The sequence below is a fragment of the Dyella lipolytica genome (genome assembly GCF_030160075.1).
GTDB lineage: Bacteria > Pseudomonadota > Gammaproteobacteria > Xanthomonadales > Rhodanobacteraceae > Dyella_B > Dyella_B lipolytica.
In genome coordinates, this window is sequence record NZ_BSNQ01000003.1 from 1,015,463 (window position 1) to 1,036,615 (window position 21,153).

The 21,153-nt window shown below is 60.6% G+C and carries 18 protein-coding genes; 8 read left to right on the plus strand and 10 right to left on the minus strand.

What is annotated here, in order from left to right; translation table 11 throughout:
* Positions 1 to 2 precede the first annotated feature (2 nt).
* From QQL64_RS05925 to QQL64_RS05960, 8 genes are read left to right on the plus strand one after another with little or no spacing between them, the layout of a single operon-like run.
* On the plus strand, positions 3 to 1,331 hold the full coding sequence (locus QQL64_RS05925) for an O-antigen ligase family protein (RefSeq protein WP_284396933.1): 1,329 nt from the start codon (positions 3 to 5) through the stop codon (positions 1,329 to 1,331).
* Positions 1,328 to 2,878: an oligosaccharide flippase family protein gene (locus QQL64_RS05930; RefSeq protein ID WP_284396935.1), complete on the plus strand. Its 1,551-nt coding sequence runs from the start codon at positions 1,328 to 1,330 to the stop codon at positions 2,876 to 2,878. Before QQL64_RS05925 ends, QQL64_RS05930 begins: the two co-directional genes overlap by 4 nt.
* Positions 2,875 to 4,233 (plus strand): phenylacetate--CoA ligase family protein, encoded by a 1,359-nt coding sequence (locus QQL64_RS05935; protein WP_284396937.1) that lies wholly within the window; start codon positions 2,875 to 2,877, stop codon positions 4,231 to 4,233. The genes QQL64_RS05930 and QQL64_RS05935 overlap by 4 nt, the downstream gene beginning before the upstream one ends.
* Positions 4,230 to 5,375 (plus strand): glycosyltransferase, encoded by a 1,146-nt coding sequence (locus tag QQL64_RS05940; RefSeq protein ID WP_284396939.1) that lies wholly within the window; start codon positions 4,230 to 4,232, stop codon positions 5,373 to 5,375. The genes QQL64_RS05935 and QQL64_RS05940 overlap by 4 nt, the downstream gene beginning before the upstream one ends.
* Positions 5,366 to 6,547: a glycosyltransferase family 4 protein gene (locus QQL64_RS05945; RefSeq protein ID WP_284396941.1), complete on the plus strand. Its 1,182-nt coding sequence runs from the start codon at positions 5,366 to 5,368 to the stop codon at positions 6,545 to 6,547. Before QQL64_RS05940 ends, QQL64_RS05945 begins: the two co-directional genes overlap by 10 nt.
* Positions 6,544 to 7,185 carry a polysaccharide deacetylase family protein gene (locus QQL64_RS05950; RefSeq protein WP_284396943.1) on the plus strand — a complete coding sequence of 214 codons (642 nt, stop codon included), beginning with the start codon at positions 6,544 to 6,546 and terminating at the stop codon, positions 7,183 to 7,185. The genes QQL64_RS05945 and QQL64_RS05950 overlap by 4 nt, the downstream gene beginning before the upstream one ends.
* Positions 7,182 to 8,348: a glycosyltransferase gene (locus QQL64_RS05955; protein WP_284396946.1), complete on the plus strand. Its 1,167-nt coding sequence runs from the start codon at positions 7,182 to 7,184 to the stop codon at positions 8,346 to 8,348. Before QQL64_RS05950 ends, QQL64_RS05955 begins: the two co-directional genes overlap by 4 nt.
* Positions 8,348 to 9,511 (plus strand): hypothetical protein, encoded by a 1,164-nt coding sequence (locus tag QQL64_RS05960; protein ID WP_284396948.1) that lies wholly within the window; start codon positions 8,348 to 8,350, stop codon positions 9,509 to 9,511. The genes QQL64_RS05955 and QQL64_RS05960 overlap by 1 nt, the downstream gene beginning before the upstream one ends.
* A gap of 76 nt (positions 9,512 to 9,587) precedes the next feature.
* On the opposite strand, the gene QQL64_RS05965 is transcribed toward QQL64_RS05960, so the two are convergent.
* From QQL64_RS05965 to QQL64_RS06010, 10 genes are all read right to left on the minus strand, one after another.
* Positions 9,588 to 10,946 (minus strand): peptidoglycan-binding domain-containing protein, encoded by a 1,359-nt coding sequence (locus tag QQL64_RS05965; protein ID WP_284396950.1) that lies wholly within the window; start codon positions 10,944 to 10,946, stop codon positions 9,588 to 9,590.
* Between the two features lie 28 nt (positions 10,947 to 10,974).
* A complete protein-coding gene (locus tag QQL64_RS05970) occupies positions 10,975 to 11,901 on the minus strand; it encodes a lysozyme inhibitor LprI family protein (protein WP_284396952.1) in 927 nt (308 codons plus the stop codon).
* Positions 11,902 to 12,022: 121 nt separating this feature from the next.
* Positions 12,023 to 13,768: a type IV secretory system conjugative DNA transfer family protein gene (locus QQL64_RS05975; RefSeq protein WP_284396955.1), complete on the minus strand. Its 1,746-nt coding sequence runs from the start codon at positions 13,766 to 13,768 to the stop codon at positions 12,023 to 12,025.
* A gap of 138 nt (positions 13,769 to 13,906) precedes the next feature.
* The gene (galE, locus tag QQL64_RS05980; protein WP_284396956.1) at positions 13,907 to 14,899 is read right to left on the minus strand and encodes a UDP-glucose 4-epimerase GalE; all 993 of its coding nucleotides are present in this window, start codon (positions 14,897 to 14,899) and stop codon (positions 13,907 to 13,909) included.
* The gene (locus tag QQL64_RS05985; protein WP_284396958.1) at positions 14,896 to 15,732 is read right to left on the minus strand and encodes an alpha/beta fold hydrolase; all 837 of its coding nucleotides are present in this window, start codon (positions 15,730 to 15,732) and stop codon (positions 14,896 to 14,898) included. Before QQL64_RS05985 ends, galE begins: the two co-directional genes overlap by 4 nt.
* Positions 15,729 to 16,517, minus strand: a complete 789-nt coding sequence (locus tag QQL64_RS05990) for an alpha/beta hydrolase family protein (RefSeq protein ID WP_284396960.1) — start codon at positions 16,515 to 16,517, stop codon at positions 15,729 to 15,731. The genes QQL64_RS05985 and QQL64_RS05990 overlap by 4 nt, the downstream gene beginning before the upstream one ends.
* A gap of 111 nt (positions 16,518 to 16,628) precedes the next feature.
* On the minus strand, positions 16,629 to 17,927 hold the full coding sequence (locus QQL64_RS05995; protein ID WP_284396962.1) for an outer membrane beta-barrel protein: 1,299 nt from the start codon (positions 17,925 to 17,927) through the stop codon (positions 16,629 to 16,631).
* 146 nt (positions 17,928 to 18,073) lie between these two features.
* On the minus strand, positions 18,074 to 18,862 hold the full coding sequence (locus QQL64_RS06000) for a P-loop NTPase family protein (protein WP_284396966.1): 789 nt from the start codon (positions 18,860 to 18,862) through the stop codon (positions 18,074 to 18,076).
* On the minus strand, positions 18,859 to 20,403 hold the full coding sequence (locus tag QQL64_RS06005) for an XrtA system polysaccharide chain length determinant (protein ID WP_284396969.1): 1,545 nt from the start codon (positions 20,401 to 20,403) through the stop codon (positions 18,859 to 18,861). Before QQL64_RS06005 ends, QQL64_RS06000 begins: the two co-directional genes overlap by 4 nt.
* A gap of 35 nt (positions 20,404 to 20,438) precedes the next feature.
* Positions 20,439 to 21,050 (minus strand): XrtA/PEP-CTERM system exopolysaccharide export protein, encoded by a 612-nt coding sequence (locus tag QQL64_RS06010; RefSeq protein WP_284396971.1) that lies wholly within the window; start codon positions 21,048 to 21,050, stop codon positions 20,439 to 20,441.
* Positions 21,051 to 21,153: the final 103 nt, after the last annotated feature.

Consider the following 21,153-nt stretch of genomic DNA (forward strand, 5'->3'; position numbering starts at 1 on the left):
CCATGTCTCCGGCGGTGCTGCAGGTCGCACCGCATCGCTACGCGGCCGCCCGGCCCGGCGGTGCGATGTTTGTCCTCAGCCTGGTTTATCTGATGCTTACCATCATCCGGCCGCAGGACTACATGCCGGCGCTCACGGGCATCCCGTTGCTGCCGGTGGTCTTGCTGCTGGCATTCCTGCTCTGGCTCGGATCCAACACCAAGGTCTTCGCGGGACCACAGTTCCTGCTGTTGCTGTTGTTCCTGTTGGCACTGATGGTGTCGGATGCCGCGAACGGCTGGGTGGGCGGTGCGCTGGTGCAATTGAAGACATTCGGACCGATCGTGATTGCGTTCTTTGTGCTCGCATCGGCGATCGCTGCCAGCCCGCGGCGGGTAGTGGTGGCGTTCTTCGTGTTCGTGCTGTGTTCGATCGTGCTGGCGTTGCATGGATGGAACCAGACGCGCGTCGGGGTCGGCTGGACCGGTACGCCGTTGTCGCTGGACGGTCGCATCCAGTATGTGGGCATCTTCAACGATCCGAACGACCTTGGACTGCTTTTCGCCACCGCCTTTCCGATGGCTGTCTATCTCAGCGGCCGGGGTGGCTTTCTGCGGCGCGTGATCTGGCTTGCCGGCGCGGCGCTGTTGCTCTATGGCATCTTCCTCACCAATTCGCGCGGCGCGATGCTGGCGGTCGTCGCGATCGGCGCGGTGTACCTATGGCGCCGCCGCGGCCTGGTCACAGCACTGGTGTTGAGTGGCGTGGGCCTGGTCGGGATGATGATGATGCCATCGCGCTTGCAGCAGCTCGATGTCAGCGAATCGTCTGCCTTCGGTCGCGTCGACGCATGGTACGAAGGCCTTCACATGTTTCTGGCCAAGCCGCTGTTCGGCGTGGGCGCCGGTAACTTCACCGACTACAACGAGCTGACTGCGCATAATTCGCTGATACTGGTGCTCGCCGAGACAGGATTTTTCGGTTACATCATCTGGCTTGCTTTCGTTGGCTATGGTTTTTGGATGATGCTGACGATCCTGCGGCAAGCACCGCCGCCGAGCGACGACGCCGAACAGGCAAAAGCGTGGCAAGTCGAGCGTGGGCTCGCTTTCACACTGCTGCTATCACTCACTGGTCTATTTACGGCGGCGTTCTTCCTCAGCCGCAGTTACACCGTGCTGCTATATCTGGTGGCCGCACTGGTGGTCGGTGAGTACGCCGGCGCACGGCAACGCTTTCCCGACTTGCCGCATTTTCGCCTGGCCGATGGTTGGTGGCGCTGGTTGCCGATCGCCATGATCAGCATTGCGGCGCTGTTCGTGATGGTCGCCTTGTTGCTGCACAGCGCATGAGTACTCGTTCCCACGCGCTACGCAACACGATCTTCGCCTCGATCGGGATCTATACCGAGTATTTCCTCGGCATGGTCGCCGCCATCATGACCGCGCGCCATTTGGGACCCGGGTACTACGGTATCTACGGCCTTTTCATCTGGTTCGCTGCGGTCGGTGTTGTCGTCACCAATTCGGGGATCACGACCGGCGTGATCAAGTTCGTCGCCGAGTTGCGAGGCGGGGATCAACCGGCGCTGATCGTGCCCGTGCTGACTTACCTGCGCCGTGTGCAGGCGTGGCATCTGGTGGTCGTGCTGGGCTGCGGAGTTATCCTCTTCTTCGTCGCGGCCGGCCGCTGGGCGCCCGACCTGCATGGAATCGAATTCGCTTTGCTTGCCCTTGCCGTAGGCTTGCGCGCGCCGTACATGTTCAATATCGCAATCACCAAGGGCTTCGAGGCATTCGACGCGACGGCCAGGATCGCCATGCTGGGCGCGCCGCTGAATCTGGTGCTGGTGGCGCTTGCCGTGCTGTTGCATGGGCCGCTGTTGTGGTTTGTGGTGGTGTATGCGACATCCAGCGTGGTGTTCTTTCTGGCGTCCCGTCACTACGCCACGCGGCTGCTCGCATCGATGCCGGCATCCGCGCCCCTGCCTGCCGCCTTGATCAAGCGGGTGCGCCGCCATCTGCGCCTGGTATCAGCCACCGTCATCATCGGATTCGTGATTGCCAGCGGCATCGAGGTGTTGTTCCTCAATCTCTACAACAGCGCCGCTTCTGCGGGCTATTTCAAGGTGGCCTACCAGATGGCCGAGGGCATCAGCCTGCTGGTGCCGGGTGTGTTCAGCGCCGTGCTGCTGCCGATGATGGCCAGTGCGCTCAGCCAGGGACGCGCACTGGCCGGTCGTCGTTTCGTGGCCGCGACGAATTATCTGGTCCTGCTAGCGGCGCCGATGGTGGCATTCGGCGTGAGCTTCGCCGGTCCGCTGATCGGTGTGCTGTATGGACACGCGTATGCGGCGGCGGTACCGGTGTTCGCGCTATTCCTCACGTCCTTCGCCATCAGTACCGTGTCGCAGGCGGCCACCAGCCTGCTGGTCAGTGCCGACCGCCAGCACACCATCCTGACGATGACGATTGCTTTCGGCGTGTTGAAGATCGTGCTGGATGTGGTGCTGATTTCGCATTTCGGCCTGGCCGGTGCGACGGCGGCCGTGGTCACCGGATCGCTGATCAACTCGACGATCTATATAGCGATCGCGATGCGTGTCGGTGGTGTGAGTCTCGATAGCGAACGGCTACTGCGCATTGTGCTGGCGGCGATGCTGGCGGCGGCTCTTGCATGGGTCACCCGGCTGCTACCGATGCTGCCGCTGTGGCACCTTCTGGCCGGGTTCGTCGTGGTGAGCACGACCTATCTCGCGTTGACGCTGCTGTTCCGCTGCTGGAGCAAGGGTGATATCAAACAATTGCAAGGGTTGCATCAGCAGCTCGCGGCGGGGCGGCCGATGGTCGTCGGCCGCGTGCTTGGCTGGGCGGCGCTGCGCGCGGGACAGGATCCATGATGGCGAACTGGTACGAGCCGGTGTTTCGCGGCGTGCTCTACCCGGCCTACGAGTCGGGGCTGCGCCGGCGCCGCACACTTGCCTATCTGGCGGAATACCAGCGCAGCCAGTGGCTTTCCGACGATGAGCTGGCGGCATTGCAATGGCGCCGTCTTAAGGCGCTGCTCGAACATTGCCAGCGCGAGGTTCCGTATTACCGGCGGCGTTGGCGCGAGCTGAGCATCGCGCCGGAAGACATTCGCAACCTGGATGATTTCGCGCAGCTGCCGGTTCTTACCAAGCAGGATATCCGCGAGCACTACGACGAACTCAAGGCGGAGTCCCTACGCGACCAGTTGCTGTACAAAGCCACCGGTGGTTCGACTGGCGAACCGCTGCGCTTCGGCCTTACCCGCGAAAGCAATGACCGGCGTACGGCGGTGATGTGGCGTGGCTACGGTTGGGCCGACGCGCGCATGGGCCGGCGCACGCTGTTCCTGTGGAGCGGCACGGTCGGCGCTCCGAGCCCGCTGCATCGCCTGAAAGACCGCCTGTACAACGCCGCGTTCGCCCGGCGCATGCTCGACACTTTCCGCATGACCGAGGCCAACCTGGCCGAATATGCCGATGCCATCGACGCGTATCGCCCCGATGTGATCGTTGGCTACGTCGGGCCGCTGGTGCAGCTCGCGCAGTGGCTGCTGGCGACGGGGCGGCGCGTATTCCGCCCGCAATCGATCCTGGGTGCCGCCGAGGCGTTGCATGAATTCCAGCGCCGCATCATCGAGCAGGCGTTCGATGCACCGGCATTCAATACCTACGGCTGTCGCGAGTTCATGTTGATCGCTTCGGAATGCGAAGAGCGCGATGGCCTGCATGTGAACGCCGATCACCTTGTGGTCGAGCTGCACCAACCAACGCAGGCTGCCGACGGTGCGCATACGGGCAACCTGCTGATCACTGATCTGTTCAACTACGGCATGCCGTTCGTGCGGTACCTCAATGGAGACCTGGCGACGAGCGAATCGTCACCATGCCGCTGTGGCCGCGCGTTGCCGCGGTTGCGTCGCGTAGAGGGCCGGCAACTGGATGCCATCCGCACGCCGGCCGGTCATTTGCTGCCTGGCGAATTCTTTCCGCACATGCTGAAGGATGTGCGCGGCCTGACGTCCTACCAGGTCGTGCAAACGAGCCTCGATCGCCTCGACCTGAGCCTGGTTCGCGGTGACGGCTTCGACGAGCAATCGCTGGCCTATATACGCAACGAGGTAAGCAAGGTGCTCGGCGACAGCATCGCGCTGCATTGCCATTTCGTCGACGACATTCCGCTCACCTCGAGCGGGAAGCGGCGCGTCACGGTATCGAAGCTGCCATGACCTCTGTTGCCGGCCAAGCCGTCCCCATGAACATCACCCACTTCGTCGAAAGCCTGACCCGCGGCGGCCTTGAACGCATGGTGCTGGAACTGGTGAAAGTCCAGCAGCGCGAGGGGCATCGCTGCCAGGTCGTGTGTCTGTTCGAAACGGGTTCGCTGGCCCATGAGCTCGATGACATCGGCGTGCCGGTGACGGCCTGCCATAAGCGGCACGGCCTGGATCTTCGCGCCCTGCGCCGAGCCCGTGGACTGATCCGCGCGCACGGTACCGAGGTTTTGCATACCCACAATGCGGTCGCGCATTACCAGGCCGTGCTATCCAGCTTCGGCCTCGGCCTGAGACATGTAGTGAACACGCGCCACGGCATGGACAACGGCAGGATCGGCGATCGCCGTGAATGGCTGTACCGCAAGGCGCTATGGCGGACCGACGTGGTCGTCAGCGTGTGCGACGCGGCGTACCGCGACGTAACGCAACGTGGCGTCGTGCCGCGACGCCTGGCGCGCGTGGTGCCCAATGGCATCCGGCTGGAGGGATTTCGCGCGGCTTCCGCGGCCATGCGCGAGCGCCTGCTGCAAAGCCTGGCGTTGCCTCCGCACACGCGCGTGATCGGCAGCGTCGGGCGTTTGAACTGGGCCAAGGATCAGGCCAGCCTGATCCGAGCGTTCCGTCGTGTCCACCAACAGCTGCCGGATACTGTGCTGGTAGTGGTGGGCGACGGCAACCGACGCACCCGGCTGGAACAGTGCGCGCAGGATGAAGGTGTCGCCCATCGAGTGCGTCTCCTCGGCGACCGCGATGATGTGCACGCGTTGCTGCAAGGATTCGATCTGTTCGCGCTGTCGTCGCTGAGCGAGGGCTATTCGATCGCGTTGCTGGAAGCGTGCGCCGTGTGCTTGCCGATCGTAGCCACCGACGTCGGCGGCAATGGTGAAATCGTACGCGACGGACTCACCGGGCGACTGGTGACACCGGCCGATCCGCAGGCCCTGGCCGATGCGATGCTCGAGTTGCTCAACGATCCGCCGCGCGCTGCCGAGATGGGCCGGGCGGCGCGTGCATGGCTCGAGCAAAACGGTACGCTTGAAACGATGACGGCGCGTTACGATGCCATCTACCGCGGCGAAGGATCATGCGCGTGAAGATCCTGATTCTCACCAACCTGTTCCCGACGCCGTGGGATCCGCAGCGCAGCCCGTTCAACCGGCAGCAGTTCGAGCGCCTGGGGCAACGGCATGACGTCGAGGTGCTCGCCGCGGTGCCATTCCAGGAACGCTTCACGCGCGCGTACAGTCACGTCGAGATACCGGGGCTGCGCACCGGCCATTTTGTTTTTGTGTATCCGCCGCGTGTTGGCCGCGCGTTGCATGCCAGCTGCTGGCTGGCGTGCCTGCTGTTGCAGCACGGCCGGCGCCTGCGTGACGAGCACTACGACTGCTTGCTTGCCAGCTGGGCCTATCCCGATGCCGTCGCGGTAAGCCGCCTGGCAAAACGCATGGGCATTCCTTATGCCGTGAAAGTGCACGGCAGCGACCTCAACGAGCAGGCGAACGATCCACCGCGCCGGCGCAAGATTCGCACGGCCTTGCATGGCGCGGGCGCCGTTATCGCAGTCAGCCAGGCGCTGGCCGACAAGGCGGTTTCGATCGGTGCCGAAGCGAGTCGGGTGCACACGTTGTACAACGGTGTCGACGGCGAACGCTTCATGCCCGGCTCGCGTAGCGATGCGAGAGCGCGGCTGCAACTTCCAGCTACCGCACGGCTGATGCTGTACGTCGGCAATCTGAAACAGGCCAAGGGTTGCATCGATCTGCTCGAGGCCTTACCGGCACTCCTCGTCGAGCAACCCGACGCACGGTTGATCTATGTGGGAGATGGCCCGTGCCGCGAGTTGTTGTCGCAGCGTTGCGCTGCGCTTGGCTTGCAGCAGCACGTCGAGCTGCGCGGAGCCATTCCGCATGCCGCGCTCGGCGACTGGTTCCGTGCGGCCGACCTGTTGTGCCTACCTAGCCACAATGAAGGCGTGCCCAATGTGGTATTGGAAGCCATGGCCTGTGGCATTCCTGTCGTGGCGACGCGTGTCGGCGGCATTCCCGAAGTGGTTCCCGGCTACGCCGGCATCCTGGTAGCGCCGCGCGAGACGTCGGCGCTCGCCGCCGCCTTGCGCGAAGCCTGCCAACGCGACTGGGACAGCAAGCGCATCGCCCTGCACGGCGGAAGCTTCCGCTGGGACGACAATATCGACCGGCTGGACACTATCCTGCAGAGCGTCGCCACCGAATCACCTGCGTTCGATACGGGTGCGATGGCATGAAGCTCCGACCGACGAAGTCGCAATTGCTACGCCTCTTCCCGGACGCGCTGGTGCTAACCCGCGGACCGCAGCGCGGCGGTGTCGTCTATCTCAGTTTCGACGACGGGCCGCATCCGGAGCACACGCCTCGCCTGCTCGACCTGCTTGCAGCGCACGGCTCGCACGCCAGTTTCTTTCTCGTCGGTCAGCGCATCGAACAACATCCGCGGCTGGTCGAACGCATCGTGGCCGAGGGGCACACCTTGGGCAATCATTCCTATAGTCATCCGCTGTTCAATGCACTGAGTCTTCGTCAGCAGCTGAGCGAGATCGAACGCACCGATCAACTGCTGCAGGCGTTCGACGGTCATGCGCGCCATCGCTTCCGGCCGCCACGCGGCAGCCTGTCGTTGCCGCTGCTGCTGCATTTTGCCCGCCACGGACGCGGCATGGCCTATTGGTCGTACAACAGTCTCGATTACCAACCCCGTTCGACCGACGAGCTGGTCCGCCACCTGCGCAGCGAACCGCCGCGAGCGGGCGACATCATTCTGTTGCACGACGACAACGGCCGTGCCTGCGAGGTGCTGGGCACCTTGCTGCCGGAATGGATGGCGACGGGACGCCGATCCGAAGCCTTACCGCCGGAGCGCGCATGAGGATCCTCTATCACCACCGCACGCGCGGAAGACATGTCGAAGGCGTGCATATACGCGGCATCGTCGGCGCATTGCGCGGGCTTGGTCACGAGGTGACAGTATTGTCCTTCCCTGGCGCCGATCCGGAACACGAACACTCGACGCCGACCGGTGCGCCAGTCCACGGCATCGGTGGTTTGGTGACGCGATTACCCGGCGTACTTTTTGAGTTTTTCGAGGTGGCCTACAACTTGGTCGTGCTGCTGCGCCTGCCGCGCGCGTTGCGACGCACAAGGGCCCAATTGGTCTACGAGCGCTACTCCCTCTTCATGTTTGCCAGCATCTGGCTGACACGGCAACGCGGTATTCCGATCATTCTGGAGATCAACGATTCGGCACTGGTCGAGCGTGTGCGACCGCTGTGGATGAAGCGCCCTGCCCGCCGCATCGAGGCGTGGTGCCTGCGCCATGCCACCGGTCTGGTTTTCATATCGCGGCAATTCCAGCAGCAAGCGGAAGCCGCGTACGGTGCGATCGCGCCGTCGGTGGTATCGCCCAATGCCGCGGACATAAGCTGTTTCGACCCTGCACGTTTCAACGGCGGTCCGTTGCGCAGGGAGCGAGGGATCGGCGGGCAAGTCGTGTGCGGTTATGTCGGCGCTTTTGCGCATTGGCATGGCACTGCAGAATTTGCGGCCAGGATCACGATGCGCCTGCGCGAACAACCGCAATTGACCCTCTTGCTGGTCGGCGATGGCCGGGACCTGCCAGCGGTGCGCGCCCAGGTCAGCGAGCGCGGCCTTGGCGACCGGGTCATCCTGCCTGGCCGCGTGGCACATACCGATATCGCCTCATGGATCGCGTGCATGGATTACGCCGTGCTGCCCGACTCCAACCAGTACGGGTCGCCCATGAAGGTTTTTGAATTCATGGCGATGGGCGTGGCGGTGGTCGCGCCCGATTACGAGCCGTTGACCGAAGTGGTTACCGATGGCCGCACCGGCTGGCTGTTTCCACGCGGTGATGTCGACGCCTGCGTGGACAAAGTGCTGGCCCTGGCCGACGACCTTGCGCAATGTGCGCGCGTCGGTCAGACGGCACGCGACTACATCGTGGGCGAACGTCAGTGGCGCAACAATGCGGAGCAGTTGCTGACATTGGTTCCGTCCTCGGTGTCGCACTGATGGGCACGCTGATACTCATCATTGTTGTCGTGCTGCTGTTGCTTGTAGTAGCGGTGCTGATGTTGGGGATTCGCGCCCGCAACATGCAGATCTGGTTGGGCAGCTATCTGCGCCGACGCCGGCCGCGACCTTCCGTCGCCCCGGTGCACGTGATGTTCTGCTTCGTCGATCATTTCGAACCGGCCTGGGGCCGCGCCAACCTCGACACCCAACGCCGTCGCGTCGACCGCTGGTGCAGCGACTACCGCAAAGTCGCCGCGGCGCACCGCGATGCCGATGGCCGGCCGCCACAGCACACGTTCTTTTATCCCGAAGAAGAGTACTTGGAAGAACATCTGCAGAAGCTCGCCGCGCTCTGCGCGGATGGGTACGGCGAGATCGAAATCCACCTGCACCACGACAACGACACGGCCGAGAATTTCAGTGCCACCATCAGCCGCTTCAACACTTTGTTGCATGAGCGACATGGTGCGTTGTCTCGCGATCCCCACACCGGCCAGCTGCGCTTCGGTTTCATCCACGGCAACTGGAGCCTGGACAATTCACGCAAGGACGGCCGCTGGTGCGGCATCAACAACGAATTGATCCTGCTGCGCAAACTCGGCTGCTATGCCGACTTCACCCTGCCCTCCGCGCCGAGCGACACGCAGACGCGCATGATCAACGCGATCTACTACGCCACGGATGATCCGCTGCGACCGAAATCCCATAACACCGGCGAACCGGTACGCGTTGGCGGACACGCCAGCGGCGACCTGATGATCGTGCAGGGACCGCTCGGCCTGAACTGGCGCGAACGCCGCATGGGCGTGATGCCGCGCATCGAAAACGCCGACGTGCGCCGCGCCTGCCCGCCGACACCGGCGCGCGTGGACGCTTGGGTACGCACCGGCGTTCATGTCGAAGGACGCCCCGAATGGGTGTTCGTGAAAGTGCACACCCACGGTACCCAGGAGCACGACATGGATACGCTACTGGGCGAATCTACCCATGCCATGCACACCCATCTCGAAAAAACCTACAACGACGGCCGCCGCTACGTGCTGCATTACGTGACCGCGCGGGAGATGTACAACATCATCAAGGCTGCGGAAGCGGGCGAGCGTGGCGATCCTGGTATGTGGCGCGATTACGAACTGCCACCGCCGTCGTATATCACCTGAATGCAGTAAGGCTTCGCGGCGGCCAATTGGTTTCATTGGGTTGTCTTCTTTTCGTGTCCAACAGCGCGTGGAGGGTTTATCGCCGACCATGACCGCCGGAGCTACCCATGTTCGGCGCGCTTTGTTGTTGGGCCATCTGCGCGTTGAGCTGGGCTTGTTGCGTCCACTGATGGTCAAAAGCTTGAACCTGCTGCATAGTCTGCTGAATCGGCGGAGCCGCAACGCTGTTATCCACCATTGCAGGAAGCCCCGGGCCATCCGGTCTAAGCACCATTCCCTTTCTGGCGATATGGATGTCACCCAATCGCCCCGGCTTGATCCCTGACATGTGACACGCTGCAGTCATTTGTGCCAAACGATTTTCGGAAGCATCAGGGATGCGTTCTTTCAATTCGGCGTACAAACCGTGATCGGGGTGACACGGGTTGGCAAACGGATTGGACATCGGTGCGTTGGCTGTAGATGAGGTATTCGCGCGAGGATCGCCTTGTGTGGGAGCGCGATCGGCAGGGTCGAATGCGCCAATTCGAATGTGGTTGTTACCTTCTAGCTCCCGCGCCAATGCCGGGATGTGGTTGAGCAACTGACGCTGACTGTGAATTGCTTCAAGTGTGTTCGTACCAGCGATGCCGTCTTTGCGCAAGCCGTTATCACCCTGGAAGGCACGGACAGCGGCTTCGGTGCTACGACCAAAGAGTCCATCGGGTTGCAAAGTTTGGCCTCGGTTATCGGTATATCCCAACGCCGCTAAGTCGACTTGCAATGCGCGGACGACTTCTCCACGAACCCCATTGTGGAGTGCAACTAGTGAACGTTGGGGATTGACTTGTGTTTGCGATGGTCCCGAGTCGGTGACTGCCTGCCACGCCGCATCCGACGTTAAGCCGCGGTCGACACTAGCCTTGTACTGAGCTCGCATCTGATTCAATGCGTCAGCAGATTGCTCCAACGTAATGCTCGATTTGTTGGGTGGAGGATAGTGGCTATGCCCACTATTGTCGGGATCGCCAAAACTTCCCCATTCTTTCGCCATATCTCGTTGCGCATCCTCTAAGCTCACGCCTGGCTTGCCAATGATGTAGCCACGGACATCTGGACGCTTGTCAACAATTAGATAATCAGAAAAAATTTTGTCTTGCAGTTCCGGTGTAAATAGCTGATTGCGATCCAGGTTCAACTTGTTGATTGCGTCATCCATTGTTTTCGGAATGACCTGATACTTGCCTACAGCAAGCAGTCTTTTCGGGTCATCGTGCCCGAGATGCTGCATATCCTGCACTTGTCCTAGCGTGAGGCTAGAAAAATCGATGGGCTCGTTTGCTGGCCGGACACGTGGCTTGCCTTGCGCATCGATATACGTGCCGCGATTGTAGGCATTATAACCATCGACTCCGGATTCACCGTGCGAGATCAGGTCCAACAACGGATTGCTCATAAAGGTCTCCATTCCTTTGAACTGTTATTCAGTGAGAAGCTGTCGGAGTAACCGTCCAGCCGGTAACTAAAATTCGTGACTCTCCTCCATGAACATTCCAATCATCAGTATCTCCATACGTGCCTACCTCCAGATTTTTGTTGCTGCTCGCATTGTGGAACCGAGTTAAGCAAACCCCGTCACTACCGCATGAACTCAACTCAGGTATTACGTCGCATGCTTTGCATGTGGCGTCTGGATGGGTTGCGCACGACGTTTTGTAATCTCCGCCGACCACATTAGCCTTACATTGCCTGTCCACCACAGGTGCCCAACCTTGAGCAAGGAGCGCCTTATGGAAGTCTGCGTAAGCCATGCCTTCCTTCAGCCCATCGCCGAGCGATGTCGATGACACTGTTGTGCTCGATGTTGCCGATGCGGTGGCCACGTTGCTCCCAACATTCGTCGGAACGGGTGCAGCAGCAGACTGTGGCACAACTTGGCTGTCCGAAATATGCGCTTCGCTTGCGGCTACCGAAAATATTGTCTGTGCAACCGGCCGTCTTAGACGTGCGTCCAGTGCGGTAGCTTGTTTTGCAGTTTCGCCTAGAAAACAGCTGGCTGAATCTATACGTTGTCCCTGCCCACCATCCGGAGCAAGTGCACAATGAGAGTCACGATAGGCGATCCATTTTTTTTCCTTTTCGCGCAGCCCGGCCTGTTCGCTCACGTTCAGTTTGGCCATCAATGACATGTACGCCTTATTCAAGCGTTTATCTTGATAAGCGTGCTCCGTATCAATGCAGTCCAGCATTTTGAATGTCGCGGCGCCGGATGCGTCGATGCATTTGTCATAGGAAGGTCTCAACCCCATGGGATCTACAATGCCCTGATCCGATGCATCTACTGAAGTATTGGCACACGCTAACAGCAAGCAACACAGCGCGAATAAACAAGAAAAATTCGAGCCTTCCATCGCTTTCCTATATTAACTAAGTTGTTTAATGGGCGAGTGTCGCGGCAGACAAAACACCCCCAACCGAAGCTCAACTTGCTACATACCCACCCTCTCATCCCATCCCGAGCAGCGGCAAACACTAACCCACGACTAAGCCCTCCTCACGCGTCGTCTTCTTTACGGGTATGCCTTGTAGCGCTAACTGCTTCACTTCCACCGGTGGTCGAATGCGCTTCTTGAAGTAGTCGCTCTTGAAATACCAATTCTTCTTGCATCGGATCGGCGGGCAGCCTTCGTAAAAGATGATTTGATCATCGTTCGACAGCCCCTTCAGCTCCTGCGGCAGCATCAGTGGGCGACGCTCTTCGGTGTGGGTGTAGGAGGTTCCGCCCTGGCTAGTTGTGCGGTTGCGACGGCGCACGGTGGTGTCGCCCATCGCTTTGGAATAGTCCTCCGCGTCCTGCTGCTCGCGCGGAGTGAAGACAATACTGGCGGCATGGTTGGTGACGTAATTCTGCGCCGCGTCCGCGCCGTAAGTGGAACGTAACTGTGAATTGCTCTGGATGATCGTCAAATCGCGTACCCAGTAGCCGGCGGTGATCGATATACGTTCGGACAGGACGCCCACGCGGCCCATTGCGGTGAACTCGTCCATCAGCAGCAGCACCTGGTGCTTGATCGTTTTGTCCTCTTGCGGTGTCACCTTCAGATTCTGGCCCACCACCATAGAAAAGAAGATGTTTAGCAGCTTGCTCGACTCGCCCAGTTTGGCTGGCGGGATCACCACAAAAATGGTGGTTGGTCGCTTACGCAAGGTGGCCACATCGAAATCGCTAGCATTGGTGGCGGCCGCCAAGATTGGGCTGATGAATTGCTGCAATGGCTCTTGCATGGAGGCAATCACGGAGGAGAAGGTTTCTCCGGCTAATCCGACCAGGCCGGAGAGCGCCGTGCGTGTTGGTTCGCTGATAAAGCTTCGATCGCTCAACCACTGTTTGATCACCTCTTTGGGGTCACCACCGTCACCGTCGCCGCTGGATAGCCGATAGATGCGCTCAAAGCTTGGGAAGGCTGCGTCGGTGTTAGGGTCGAGGGGGATATCGCGTTGAATCATCGCGTCCCAGTTCTCGTACAAGAGCGAGGCAAATCCGAAAAACGCCGTGCGGGACTGGGCGGTCCAGAACGGGTCTTTGTTGGGATCGTCAGGGTAGAGGATGGCACCGATAGTCTGGATTTCACTGACGCGCACCCGCGGATCGCGCGACACGCACAAGAACGGATTGAAGCGGTGGGTGCGGCCGTCTTCGGCGTAGGGTGCAAACTTGTAAATGACCTGCCCTTCGGCTTGCCGGTGGCCGCTCGCTACTTGATACAACTCGCCCTTCAGATCCATGACAACCATGGAGTGTTGATAGGTCAGCAATACGGGAATGGCGATGCTGGTTGTTTTGCCCGTGCGAGTGGGCGCCGTCATGATGATGTGCTGCAGTCCCCCGAGATAAAGGAAGTGGCGACCATGCTTGCCGATAATCACTCCCTCGGGGGTTTGCTTGAGCAGCCCGGCCTTGGCCAGGTCGGCGCGGTTAGCGAAGCGAGCATCACCGTGGAACGCCGTGCTGCGCGGCTTGAGAATCAAGACAGCGAGGATGGTCCACAGGAGCAGCGGCACGCCGAAACCGATGGCGCCTGCAAGTTTGATCTTGCCGGCATACGGCACGTACGTTGGCATATCGATAACGTGGTAGTAGGCCCAGTAAGTGTTCCACGTCAGCGGGACATGATGCAGGCCGAGCAAGAGCAATGATAGGAAGCCAGCCAGATAGAGTCCGGCAAACAGGGCTGGCACGAGCAATGATGTGGCAAGCAGTCCCTTGGACTTACTCATCCGCGGATCTCCATCGAAGTTTTGGACTTGGATGGATTGTCTTCAGGGGAGGCCGAGGTTCGATGCAGGCCCATGCCGAATTGCGCGGTCACTATGGCCCGTGACTATGTATGCCTCTACCTACACGGTAATCTGGGATCAAGCACGCCGATGCGCCAGCTTCTCTTCCCACTGCAACGCAGTCCGCACGATGAAATCCAGGTCGTCATACCGCGGCTGCCACGCCAGCGCGCGCTTGAGGCGATCGCTGCGTGCGATCAGCATGGCGCAATCGCCGATGCGGCGCGGCTGTTCGACCACGGTCAGCTGATGGCCGCTGACCCGTTCGACCGCATCGATCACTTCGCGCACGCTGTAGCCGTGTCCGTAGCCACAGTTGAGGGTCAGCGACTCACCGCCGGCGCGAAGGTGATCGAGTGCTTGCAGGTGTGCGGCTGCCAGATCCTCGACATGGATGTAATCGCGGATGCAGGTGCCGTCCGGTGTGTTGTAGTCGGTGCCGAAGATCGAGAGGCTCGCGCGCTTTCCTACTGCATGTTCGCAGGCGACTTTGATCAATAGCGTGGCATTGGGCGCGGAGTGACCGATGCGCCCCGCGGGGTCGCAACCGGCGACATTGAAGTAGCGCAGAATTACATGCCGCATCGCTCCGGTCGCGGAGATGTCGCGCAGCATGGTTTCCGACATCAACTTGGATGCCCCATACGGGTTGTGCGGCATCGTCGGCGTGCCCTCGTCGGCGGCGCCGTCCGCCGGCATGCCGTAAACGGCTGCGGTGGAAGAGAAGATGAACTGGCGCACGCCGGCCTCGGCACACGAGGCCAGCAGGTTGCGCGTCTTGCAGGTGTTGTTGCCGTAATACTTCAATGGATCGCTGACCGATTCGGGCACTACGGTGTGTGCGGCGAAATGCAGTACCGCCTCGATGTGATGTGTCGCGAGTACGTTGGCGACCAAGCGTTGGTCGCCGACATCGCCGACCACCAGCTCCGCGTTGCGCACCGCTTCGCGAAAACCGCTGACCAGATTGTCGATGACTACAACACGCTCCCCTCGCTCGACGAGCTGTTGCACCACGTGGCTGCCGATGTACCCGGCGCCGCCGGTAACGAGCAAAGTGCCGTGGTTCATGCGGAAACCCTCAGGCGCTCGACCGGGCGGGAGCAATGGAACGCGCTCTCGTACCAGGTCGATACGGCGTCGATAAGCCGAACGCGATCGGACTCCGCAAAGAACACATGATCGCAATCAGGCCAGAATTCAAACCGCATCTGCGGATCGTCTGCGGCGTTCGCATACGTGGAGGCGAATTGCCGCGGATCCCTGAAGTAGGCAGCGATGCCGCCCGTGTATAGCGCGAAAACCTTTACACCACGGTCGAGCATGGCACGCAGCTGCACACGCTCCTCACCCCGCGCGGGCCATTCGCGACCGAACTCCTCGACGGGACGCAAGCGCCTGATGGCAAGCCGCGCGATCGCGGCAAGCGCCCGTACTGGCGGCCATCGGAAATGGTCTTTCGCCCAGGCTTGGTAGTACCAGTAGTCGATGCGTGCAAAGCCATCGATCTGCAGCATGCCGACGATGCGTGGATCTTGCAGGGCCGCCTTCCACGCCAGGTCGGCGCCAAGACACAGGCCGCCCATCACAAAGGTATTTACGCCAGTGTGGCGTTGGACAGCATCCAGCGCCATGGTGACGGCCTGCATGCGCGTGACGGTCGTGTCGGGCGTGGCGTCGCCGATGCCAGGCAGATCGAAGCGGAACGTGGCGATGCCGGCTTTTGCGAGCCGACGCGCGAGCCGCACGTGCAGACGGAACGGGCCGCTGCGGGGAATCACTCCGGGGTTCAACAACACCAACACGGGCCCGCTCACGGGGTCCTTGCTGCGTCGGGTCAACAGTCCGTAGAGCCCGTTGTCTGCGAACGGGACAATCTCGTCGATGAGGCGCGGGTCGCTCATGCCAACAGCACGGAGGCCAGCCGGTCGATCGGCTCGGTCAACGCCTTGGTCAGAAAGGTAGCCCGCACTTTCAGGGTGTCCGCCCATTGGGTTGCACTCTCGGTAAGTTCGATCCGGTAGGTCGCGAACGTGGCGCGATCCAGTTCGTTTCGGCGACCCAACACACCTAGCGATGTGCCGGGCAACAAATTGGTGGCGGGAAGCTGTGCATCGCGCAGCTCCCGTCGCAGCGATTCGGGACACGCGCACCCCACTAGTTGGCCGTCATCGCGACTGGTGCTCGGCGCTTTGCAGAACGGCGGGTTCGTCCGCACAGTCCGTTCCGCGGTGTCGACTCGCTGCAATGCATCGAGATACTCAGCACCATCGGTTAGCGGCTGCCAGATCCAGCAATGGGAGATGGACGGGTCTCTGACTGTCGCCGACCAAGCGGGCCAACCACCACCGCGAACGGCGAGCAGTCCGACGCTGCCGCCCCCCACGGATTGAGCACGTGCTGCGGCGACGGCGATGGCGATGTCGGTACATGCACCCTCGAGGCTGAAGTCGAGATCATCACCGGCCGAGTCGCCCGTGCCGTAATAGTCGAAGCGCAGGCACGCGATGCCGGCAGCAGCCAGGCGTGCTGCGAGGAGGCCGAACAAGCGATAGCCAAGCACGCGCTCATGGAACAGCGGCGGACAGATGACCAGCGTCATCCCTGCGGGTTCGTTGCAACCATGCCACGTTGCAAACAGCCGGCGACCGGGTGGTCCGAGCCACTGCGGGACGGACATCACGCTCACGGCATGCTCCCCATAACACCTGCTCCTTGGCTTGCGATCGAGGGATGCAAAGCCTCTATACCGAACCCTCGTCGCTGCATGTATGTGTGGCCGATTCGTTCCATGACGACATCACCGTGTGTACACAACGCCGATATAGATCACGTTGGATTGATACCCCTGCAGGGGCGTGGAGCTGCTGAGCTGGATGCGGCTCAGCGCCAGACGTATGGCCCAATGCGGCGTTCGCTGATTCAGCAGGCTTACTCCGTAGTTGGAGAACTTGTCATGCCGATCGATGACGTCGTAGTTGCGCTTTTCATAGTTCGCGAACGCCGACAGCGTGAGGTCTTCACGAAGCTTGTAGCTAAGACCTGAGCTGAAGCCGCGGCCGGTCAGGTTGAGCGTGTTGTCCGTGAGATAGTCGAGTTTGCGATACAGCGGCGCCACATTCAGCGTGAAGCGCTCGGTGTTGAAGGCATAGCTCGCCTGGAGGGTTCGTTCCAGGTACACGTCGGAGTTGACCTCTGTGTCGCCGATATTGATGTTGTTGCCGATGTTGGTGAAGTACTGGTTCGGCTGCGCCATCAGATCGTCGGCAGCGTCGGCGTATTCGTGTTCGGCAAGGAAAGTGAAGCTATTTCGCGGTGTCGCCTGCCAGTTCACCGACAACAAACCGAGCGGCGTCGACTTGGTAGGCCCATGGGTGAAGTCGATCTGAGACCAGCCGAGTGCAACGCCTAGGTCGAGGTTCGTGAGTTTGCGATCGTAGCGAGCGAACGCCTGCACGCGATCGTAATTCGGGCTCGATGTATTGTTCTGGAAGTCGACATGCTGATCCTCGACATTCGCCGACAACTGATCGGTAGGATCAAGATCCTTGAACAAGCGCAGCGCGGCCTGTCCGCGCGAAGAGTTGAAATCGCTGGCTTTCGATGCATAGCTGTTGATATAGCGCAGCTCTCCCTGTCCGTGCAGCGTTTCGCCAAGGCGGAAATACAGCGTCGGTCCCAACGCAACCACGTTGGTTTGTTGCAGGTTGCTCGGCGCATTGCTGGTCAGCGTCGAAACCGGCTGCACGCCAGCGTAATCCTGGATGGTCATATCCAGCCGTTGAGGAAGCACCACCCAATTGGCATTCCCGTTCAACTGACCGAACAGCTGGTTCTTGATGCCCTTGCCGAAGTAGTCGAGATACTCCAGGTCGCCCGCGGCATTCGCCTGCAGGGTCGAGCCAGCTTGCGCAAGGCTAAAGCTGACGCCCGAATCCAGGATGTTCTTGCCGATCTGGTTGGTGGCGCTTTCGTTGACGTTGTCGTTGCGCTCCAGTCCGCTATACAAGGTGTAGTCGAACTGCGCAGCCGCAGCCTTACCCGACGCCAAGCCGAGAATCAGCATGACTGCACCAGCGAGCTTGGTGGGTGACGGCATGACTCCCCCTTCCCTTTTAGGTTGCTAACGAACCATTACGTCCCGATATGCCCACAACCCCCAACGGAATGAATCAAACACGTGTCGTGCCTGATTCACGGCAGACCATCCGTGGCCTGCCCTAACAAGGTGTTTCTCAAAGCCCGTTAGGGCACGTGATTGAACACCACCCCTGCCAGCTTCCCCGGATCGAAATTGGCAACGGCCTGACTGATGGCTGCCGGCGTGTCGCGGCCGTAACCGGCCACTACGACGACGAAGTCGGCCAGTTCCGACAAGATCCGCGCATCCGGCGAACCTTTGATCGCCGGACCGTCGAGAAAGAGGTAACGGTCCACATAACGACAACGCAGCGAATCGAGTACCGCGCGCATGCGGAACGAAGAGAAATACTCGCCGCCGTTTTCACGCGCTGTGCCGGCCGGTATCAGACGCAGGCGCGGCACGCCGGTGTGGTAGAGGATGTGGGCAATCCCCAGCACCGGATGTTCGAGAAAATCGATCAGCCCACCCTTCGCGGGATCCACGCCAAGCGCTTTATGCTGGCTCGGATAGCGCAGGTTGCAATCGATCAGCAGACTGGTCTTGGCTTCGTCGAAGGCAAAGGCAGCCGCCATGTTGCGGGCGACGAAACTGCCGCCCGAACGCGGACTCACGGATACCACCAGGGTGACGAAATTCTGCAAGCCGCCCATCGCGAGCAGGCGCGTGCGGATCTCGCGGAAAGCATCGGATTGCTGCCTGACCGATTCCTCGCGGTGAATCAGCCGCCGCTGCTCGAGTTGCAAGGGTGCGAGCGCGTTGATGCCGTCATCCATACGCGCGATGGAGTGACTGGACGACGTGCCTGCCGCAGTTACGCCGGCGTGCGGCTTGAAGATGTCTTCAGTATGGTGGGACAACATGCTGTCGCTCTCAGTGCTCTTCATGGTCATGACCTCATCCGTAGCCAGAACAGCAACAGATAGACGATCGCGACACCGGCGACGAGCAGCGATAGCATGGTGACTTCCACGCGCTCGCGGCGACGATCCCGCGGCGTCGGATAGAACGGTATCGTCGCCAGTACCGGCAGGCCGGTCGTGTGCTCGAGCTGTTGCACCGAGCGTACCCTCGGGTCGAACCGCACGATGCCCAACAACAATCCCAACGGGATGGCGAGCGCTAGCGCGATCCCCGACAGCGCAAAATGCATGAAGCGCAAACCCGATGGCGTAAGCGGCATTACTGCAGGGTTCTGTATATAGAACATCAATCCGCGGTGCTCGGCATCCAGATTCATCGAGACGCGCGCGTTTTCCCGTCGCTTGAGCAAATCCTGGTAGACGTCGCGGTTGACGTTGTAGTCGCGGGTCAGCTCGGAGGTGACGTTTTCGGAATTGGCGATGCGTTGGCTGCGCGCCAGCTCCGACTGCAACATCGTCTGGCTGGCACCGATACCTGCGCTAGTTGCGGCGATGTCGCCGCGCACCGTCACCAGCTGGTCCTTCAACTGCTGATACACCGGATTCATCTGTACGCTGTCATCCAGCGGCATCGGCGTGCCTGCCTGACGCGACGCCTGCTTGCGTTGATCGTCAATCGCCACTTGCTGCTTGAGATCCTGGATCTGATGCCGCAGTCGAATCACATCGGGATACTGGTCGGTATAGGTCAGCAACAACTTATCGAGTTGGCCTTGCAGGTCGGCCAGCTGGGTCTCATAGATGCCGCTCGTCGTCTGCACGGCATTGACCTCGGACTCGCCGTTGAGCTGCGATGCCAGCGAAGCCGCCTGCGAGCGTTTTTCCATCAATTGCATCTGTGCGGTTTCGATCTGCGAACGCAGTTGGTTGATGCGCTCGCTGGTCTCGCTGCTGTTGCCCGGTCGCGCGTCGGCGTCGGCGTCCCGGAAGGCCTTTAGCTTGTTCTCCGCATCAGTCAGCTTTTGCCGATAGACATTGACCTGGCTATCGATGAATTCGAACGCATCACGGCTTTCGCGTTGCTTCGAGGCCAGGCTTTCGCTGATAAACAGCTGGGCAAACTGCCGGGTGACGTCGAACGCCCGCTTCGGATCGGAATCGGAGTAACTGATGGTGATCAGGTTGTCGCGCGCAATCTGCACCTTGGTGCGCGCCTTGATCCCCTCGATGAGACGATCCTGTTCAACCGGACTGGGATGCGCGGCCAACCAACCGCCGCTTGCCAGCACCTGATCCATCACCCTACGACTGAAGATCACGTCGCGCGCAATCCCGGCACGGGTCAGGTTCTCGGTCGGTGAAGCAGCCCCTTCCATCAGCGGCGTGATGATGCTGCTCCCTTGCGCCAAGATGGTCGTGGACGCCTCGTATTTCTTGGGCCAGAGCAAACCCATGACCAGCGCGGCCAGCGCGATCACGGCGAATACCAGGCCGAACGCAATGCGATGCCGCCGGGCTTCACCCAGCACTACTGGCACCATGTCCCCTAACGGAGCGATTTCTCCATTCATGACACCCCTACCCCCCTAGCCATTTTCCGTGGCGTTCAGAACGTACGTTGCGGCACCGTGATCACGTCACCTGGCTGCACCGGATAGTTCGTCATTAACTCACCCTGTTGCAGAATCTTGTCTAGTCGTACGGCATAAGACGTGGTGTCTTTGCCGCCCTTGCGATACAGCACGGTGCGGTCAGGAGCCGCATAGACCGTCGTGCCGCCAGCCGCCAATACCGCGTCGAGAATGGTCATTCCCTGCCGATAAGGAAGGGAAACCGGCGTGTGTACCGCCCCCGTCACGCGCACGCGCGATAAGTATTCGTTGCTGCGCAATTCGATCAGGATCACTGCCACCTGCGGGTCGCGCACGTAGGACTGCAATTTATCCTTGATCTCGGCAGCGACCTGCTCGGGCGTCTTGCCACCGGCCACGACGTCGCCGATCAGTGGCACGGTGATCTGACCGTCCGGTCTGACTGGCACGCTCACGCTCAGGTCCGGGTTGTGCCAGACCGTCACTTGCAGCTGATCGTCGACACCTATGTGATAGGCCGCTACCGCCTGGGCATTAGGGTCGATCTCGGGCGCTGTGCGAGAACCCGGGTCGGTTGCACAGGCAGTAATGAATAGAGCGAGACACACCATGAGAAGACGACCCATGATCTTCATAAAAGGGCGACGCCTATGTCTGAAATTGTGAAATGGATCACACTTATTCCCCATTGACAAGCTAAGCCTTTTGTAGTCAGAAATCAACGGGACA

What these genes read in the sequence shown, in the direction of transcription:
- QQL64_RS05925 (WP_284396933.1), top strand. Translation starts at nt 3, where the DNA reads ATGTCTCCGGCGGTGCTGCAGGTCGCACCGCATCGCTACGCGGCCGCC.
- QQL64_RS05930 (WP_284396935.1), top strand. Translation starts at nt 1,328, where the DNA reads ATGAGTACTCGTTCCCACGCGCTACGCAACACGATCTTCGCCTCGATC.
- QQL64_RS05935 (WP_284396937.1), top strand. Translation starts at nt 2,875, where the DNA reads ATGATGGCGAACTGGTACGAGCCGGTGTTTCGCGGCGTGCTCTACCCG.
- QQL64_RS05940 (WP_284396939.1), top strand. Translation starts at nt 4,230, where the DNA reads ATGACCTCTGTTGCCGGCCAAGCCGTCCCCATGAACATCACCCACTTC.
- QQL64_RS05945 (WP_284396941.1), top strand. Translation starts at nt 5,366, where the DNA reads ATGCGCGTGAAGATCCTGATTCTCACCAACCTGTTCCCGACGCCGTGG.
- QQL64_RS05950 (WP_284396943.1), top strand. Translation starts at nt 6,544, where the DNA reads ATGAAGCTCCGACCGACGAAGTCGCAATTGCTACGCCTCTTCCCGGAC.
- QQL64_RS05955 (WP_284396946.1), top strand. Translation starts at nt 7,182, where the DNA reads ATGAGGATCCTCTATCACCACCGCACGCGCGGAAGACATGTCGAAGGC.
- QQL64_RS05960 (WP_284396948.1), top strand. Translation starts at nt 8,348, where the DNA reads ATGGGCACGCTGATACTCATCATTGTTGTCGTGCTGCTGTTGCTTGTA.
- QQL64_RS05965 (WP_284396950.1), bottom strand. Translation starts at nt 10,946, where the DNA reads ATGAGCAATCCGTTGTTGGACCTGATCTCGCACGGTGAATCCGGAGTC.
- QQL64_RS05970 (WP_284396952.1), bottom strand. Translation starts at nt 11,901, where the DNA reads ATGGAAGGCTCGAATTTTTCTTGTTTATTCGCGCTGTGTTGCTTGCTG.
- QQL64_RS05975 (WP_284396955.1), bottom strand. Translation starts at nt 13,768, where the DNA reads ATGAGTAAGTCCAAGGGACTGCTTGCCACATCATTGCTCGTGCCAGCC.
- galE (WP_284396956.1), bottom strand. Translation starts at nt 14,899, where the DNA reads ATGAACCACGGCACTTTGCTCGTTACCGGCGGCGCCGGGTACATCGGC.
- QQL64_RS05985 (WP_284396958.1), bottom strand. Translation starts at nt 15,732, where the DNA reads ATGAGCGACCCGCGCCTCATCGACGAGATTGTCCCGTTCGCAGACAAC.
- QQL64_RS05995 (WP_284396962.1), bottom strand. Translation starts at nt 17,927, where the DNA reads ATGCCGTCACCCACCAAGCTCGCTGGTGCAGTCATGCTGATTCTCGGC.
- QQL64_RS06000 (WP_284396966.1), bottom strand. Translation starts at nt 18,862, where the DNA reads ATGACCATGAAGAGCACTGAGAGCGACAGCATGTTGTCCCACCATACT.
- QQL64_RS06005 (WP_284396969.1), bottom strand. Translation starts at nt 20,403, where the DNA reads ATGAATGGAGAAATCGCTCCGTTAGGGGACATGGTGCCAGTAGTGCTG.
- QQL64_RS06010 (WP_284396971.1), bottom strand. Translation starts at nt 21,050, where the DNA reads ATGGGTCGTCTTCTCATGGTGTGTCTCGCTCTATTCATTACTGCCTGT.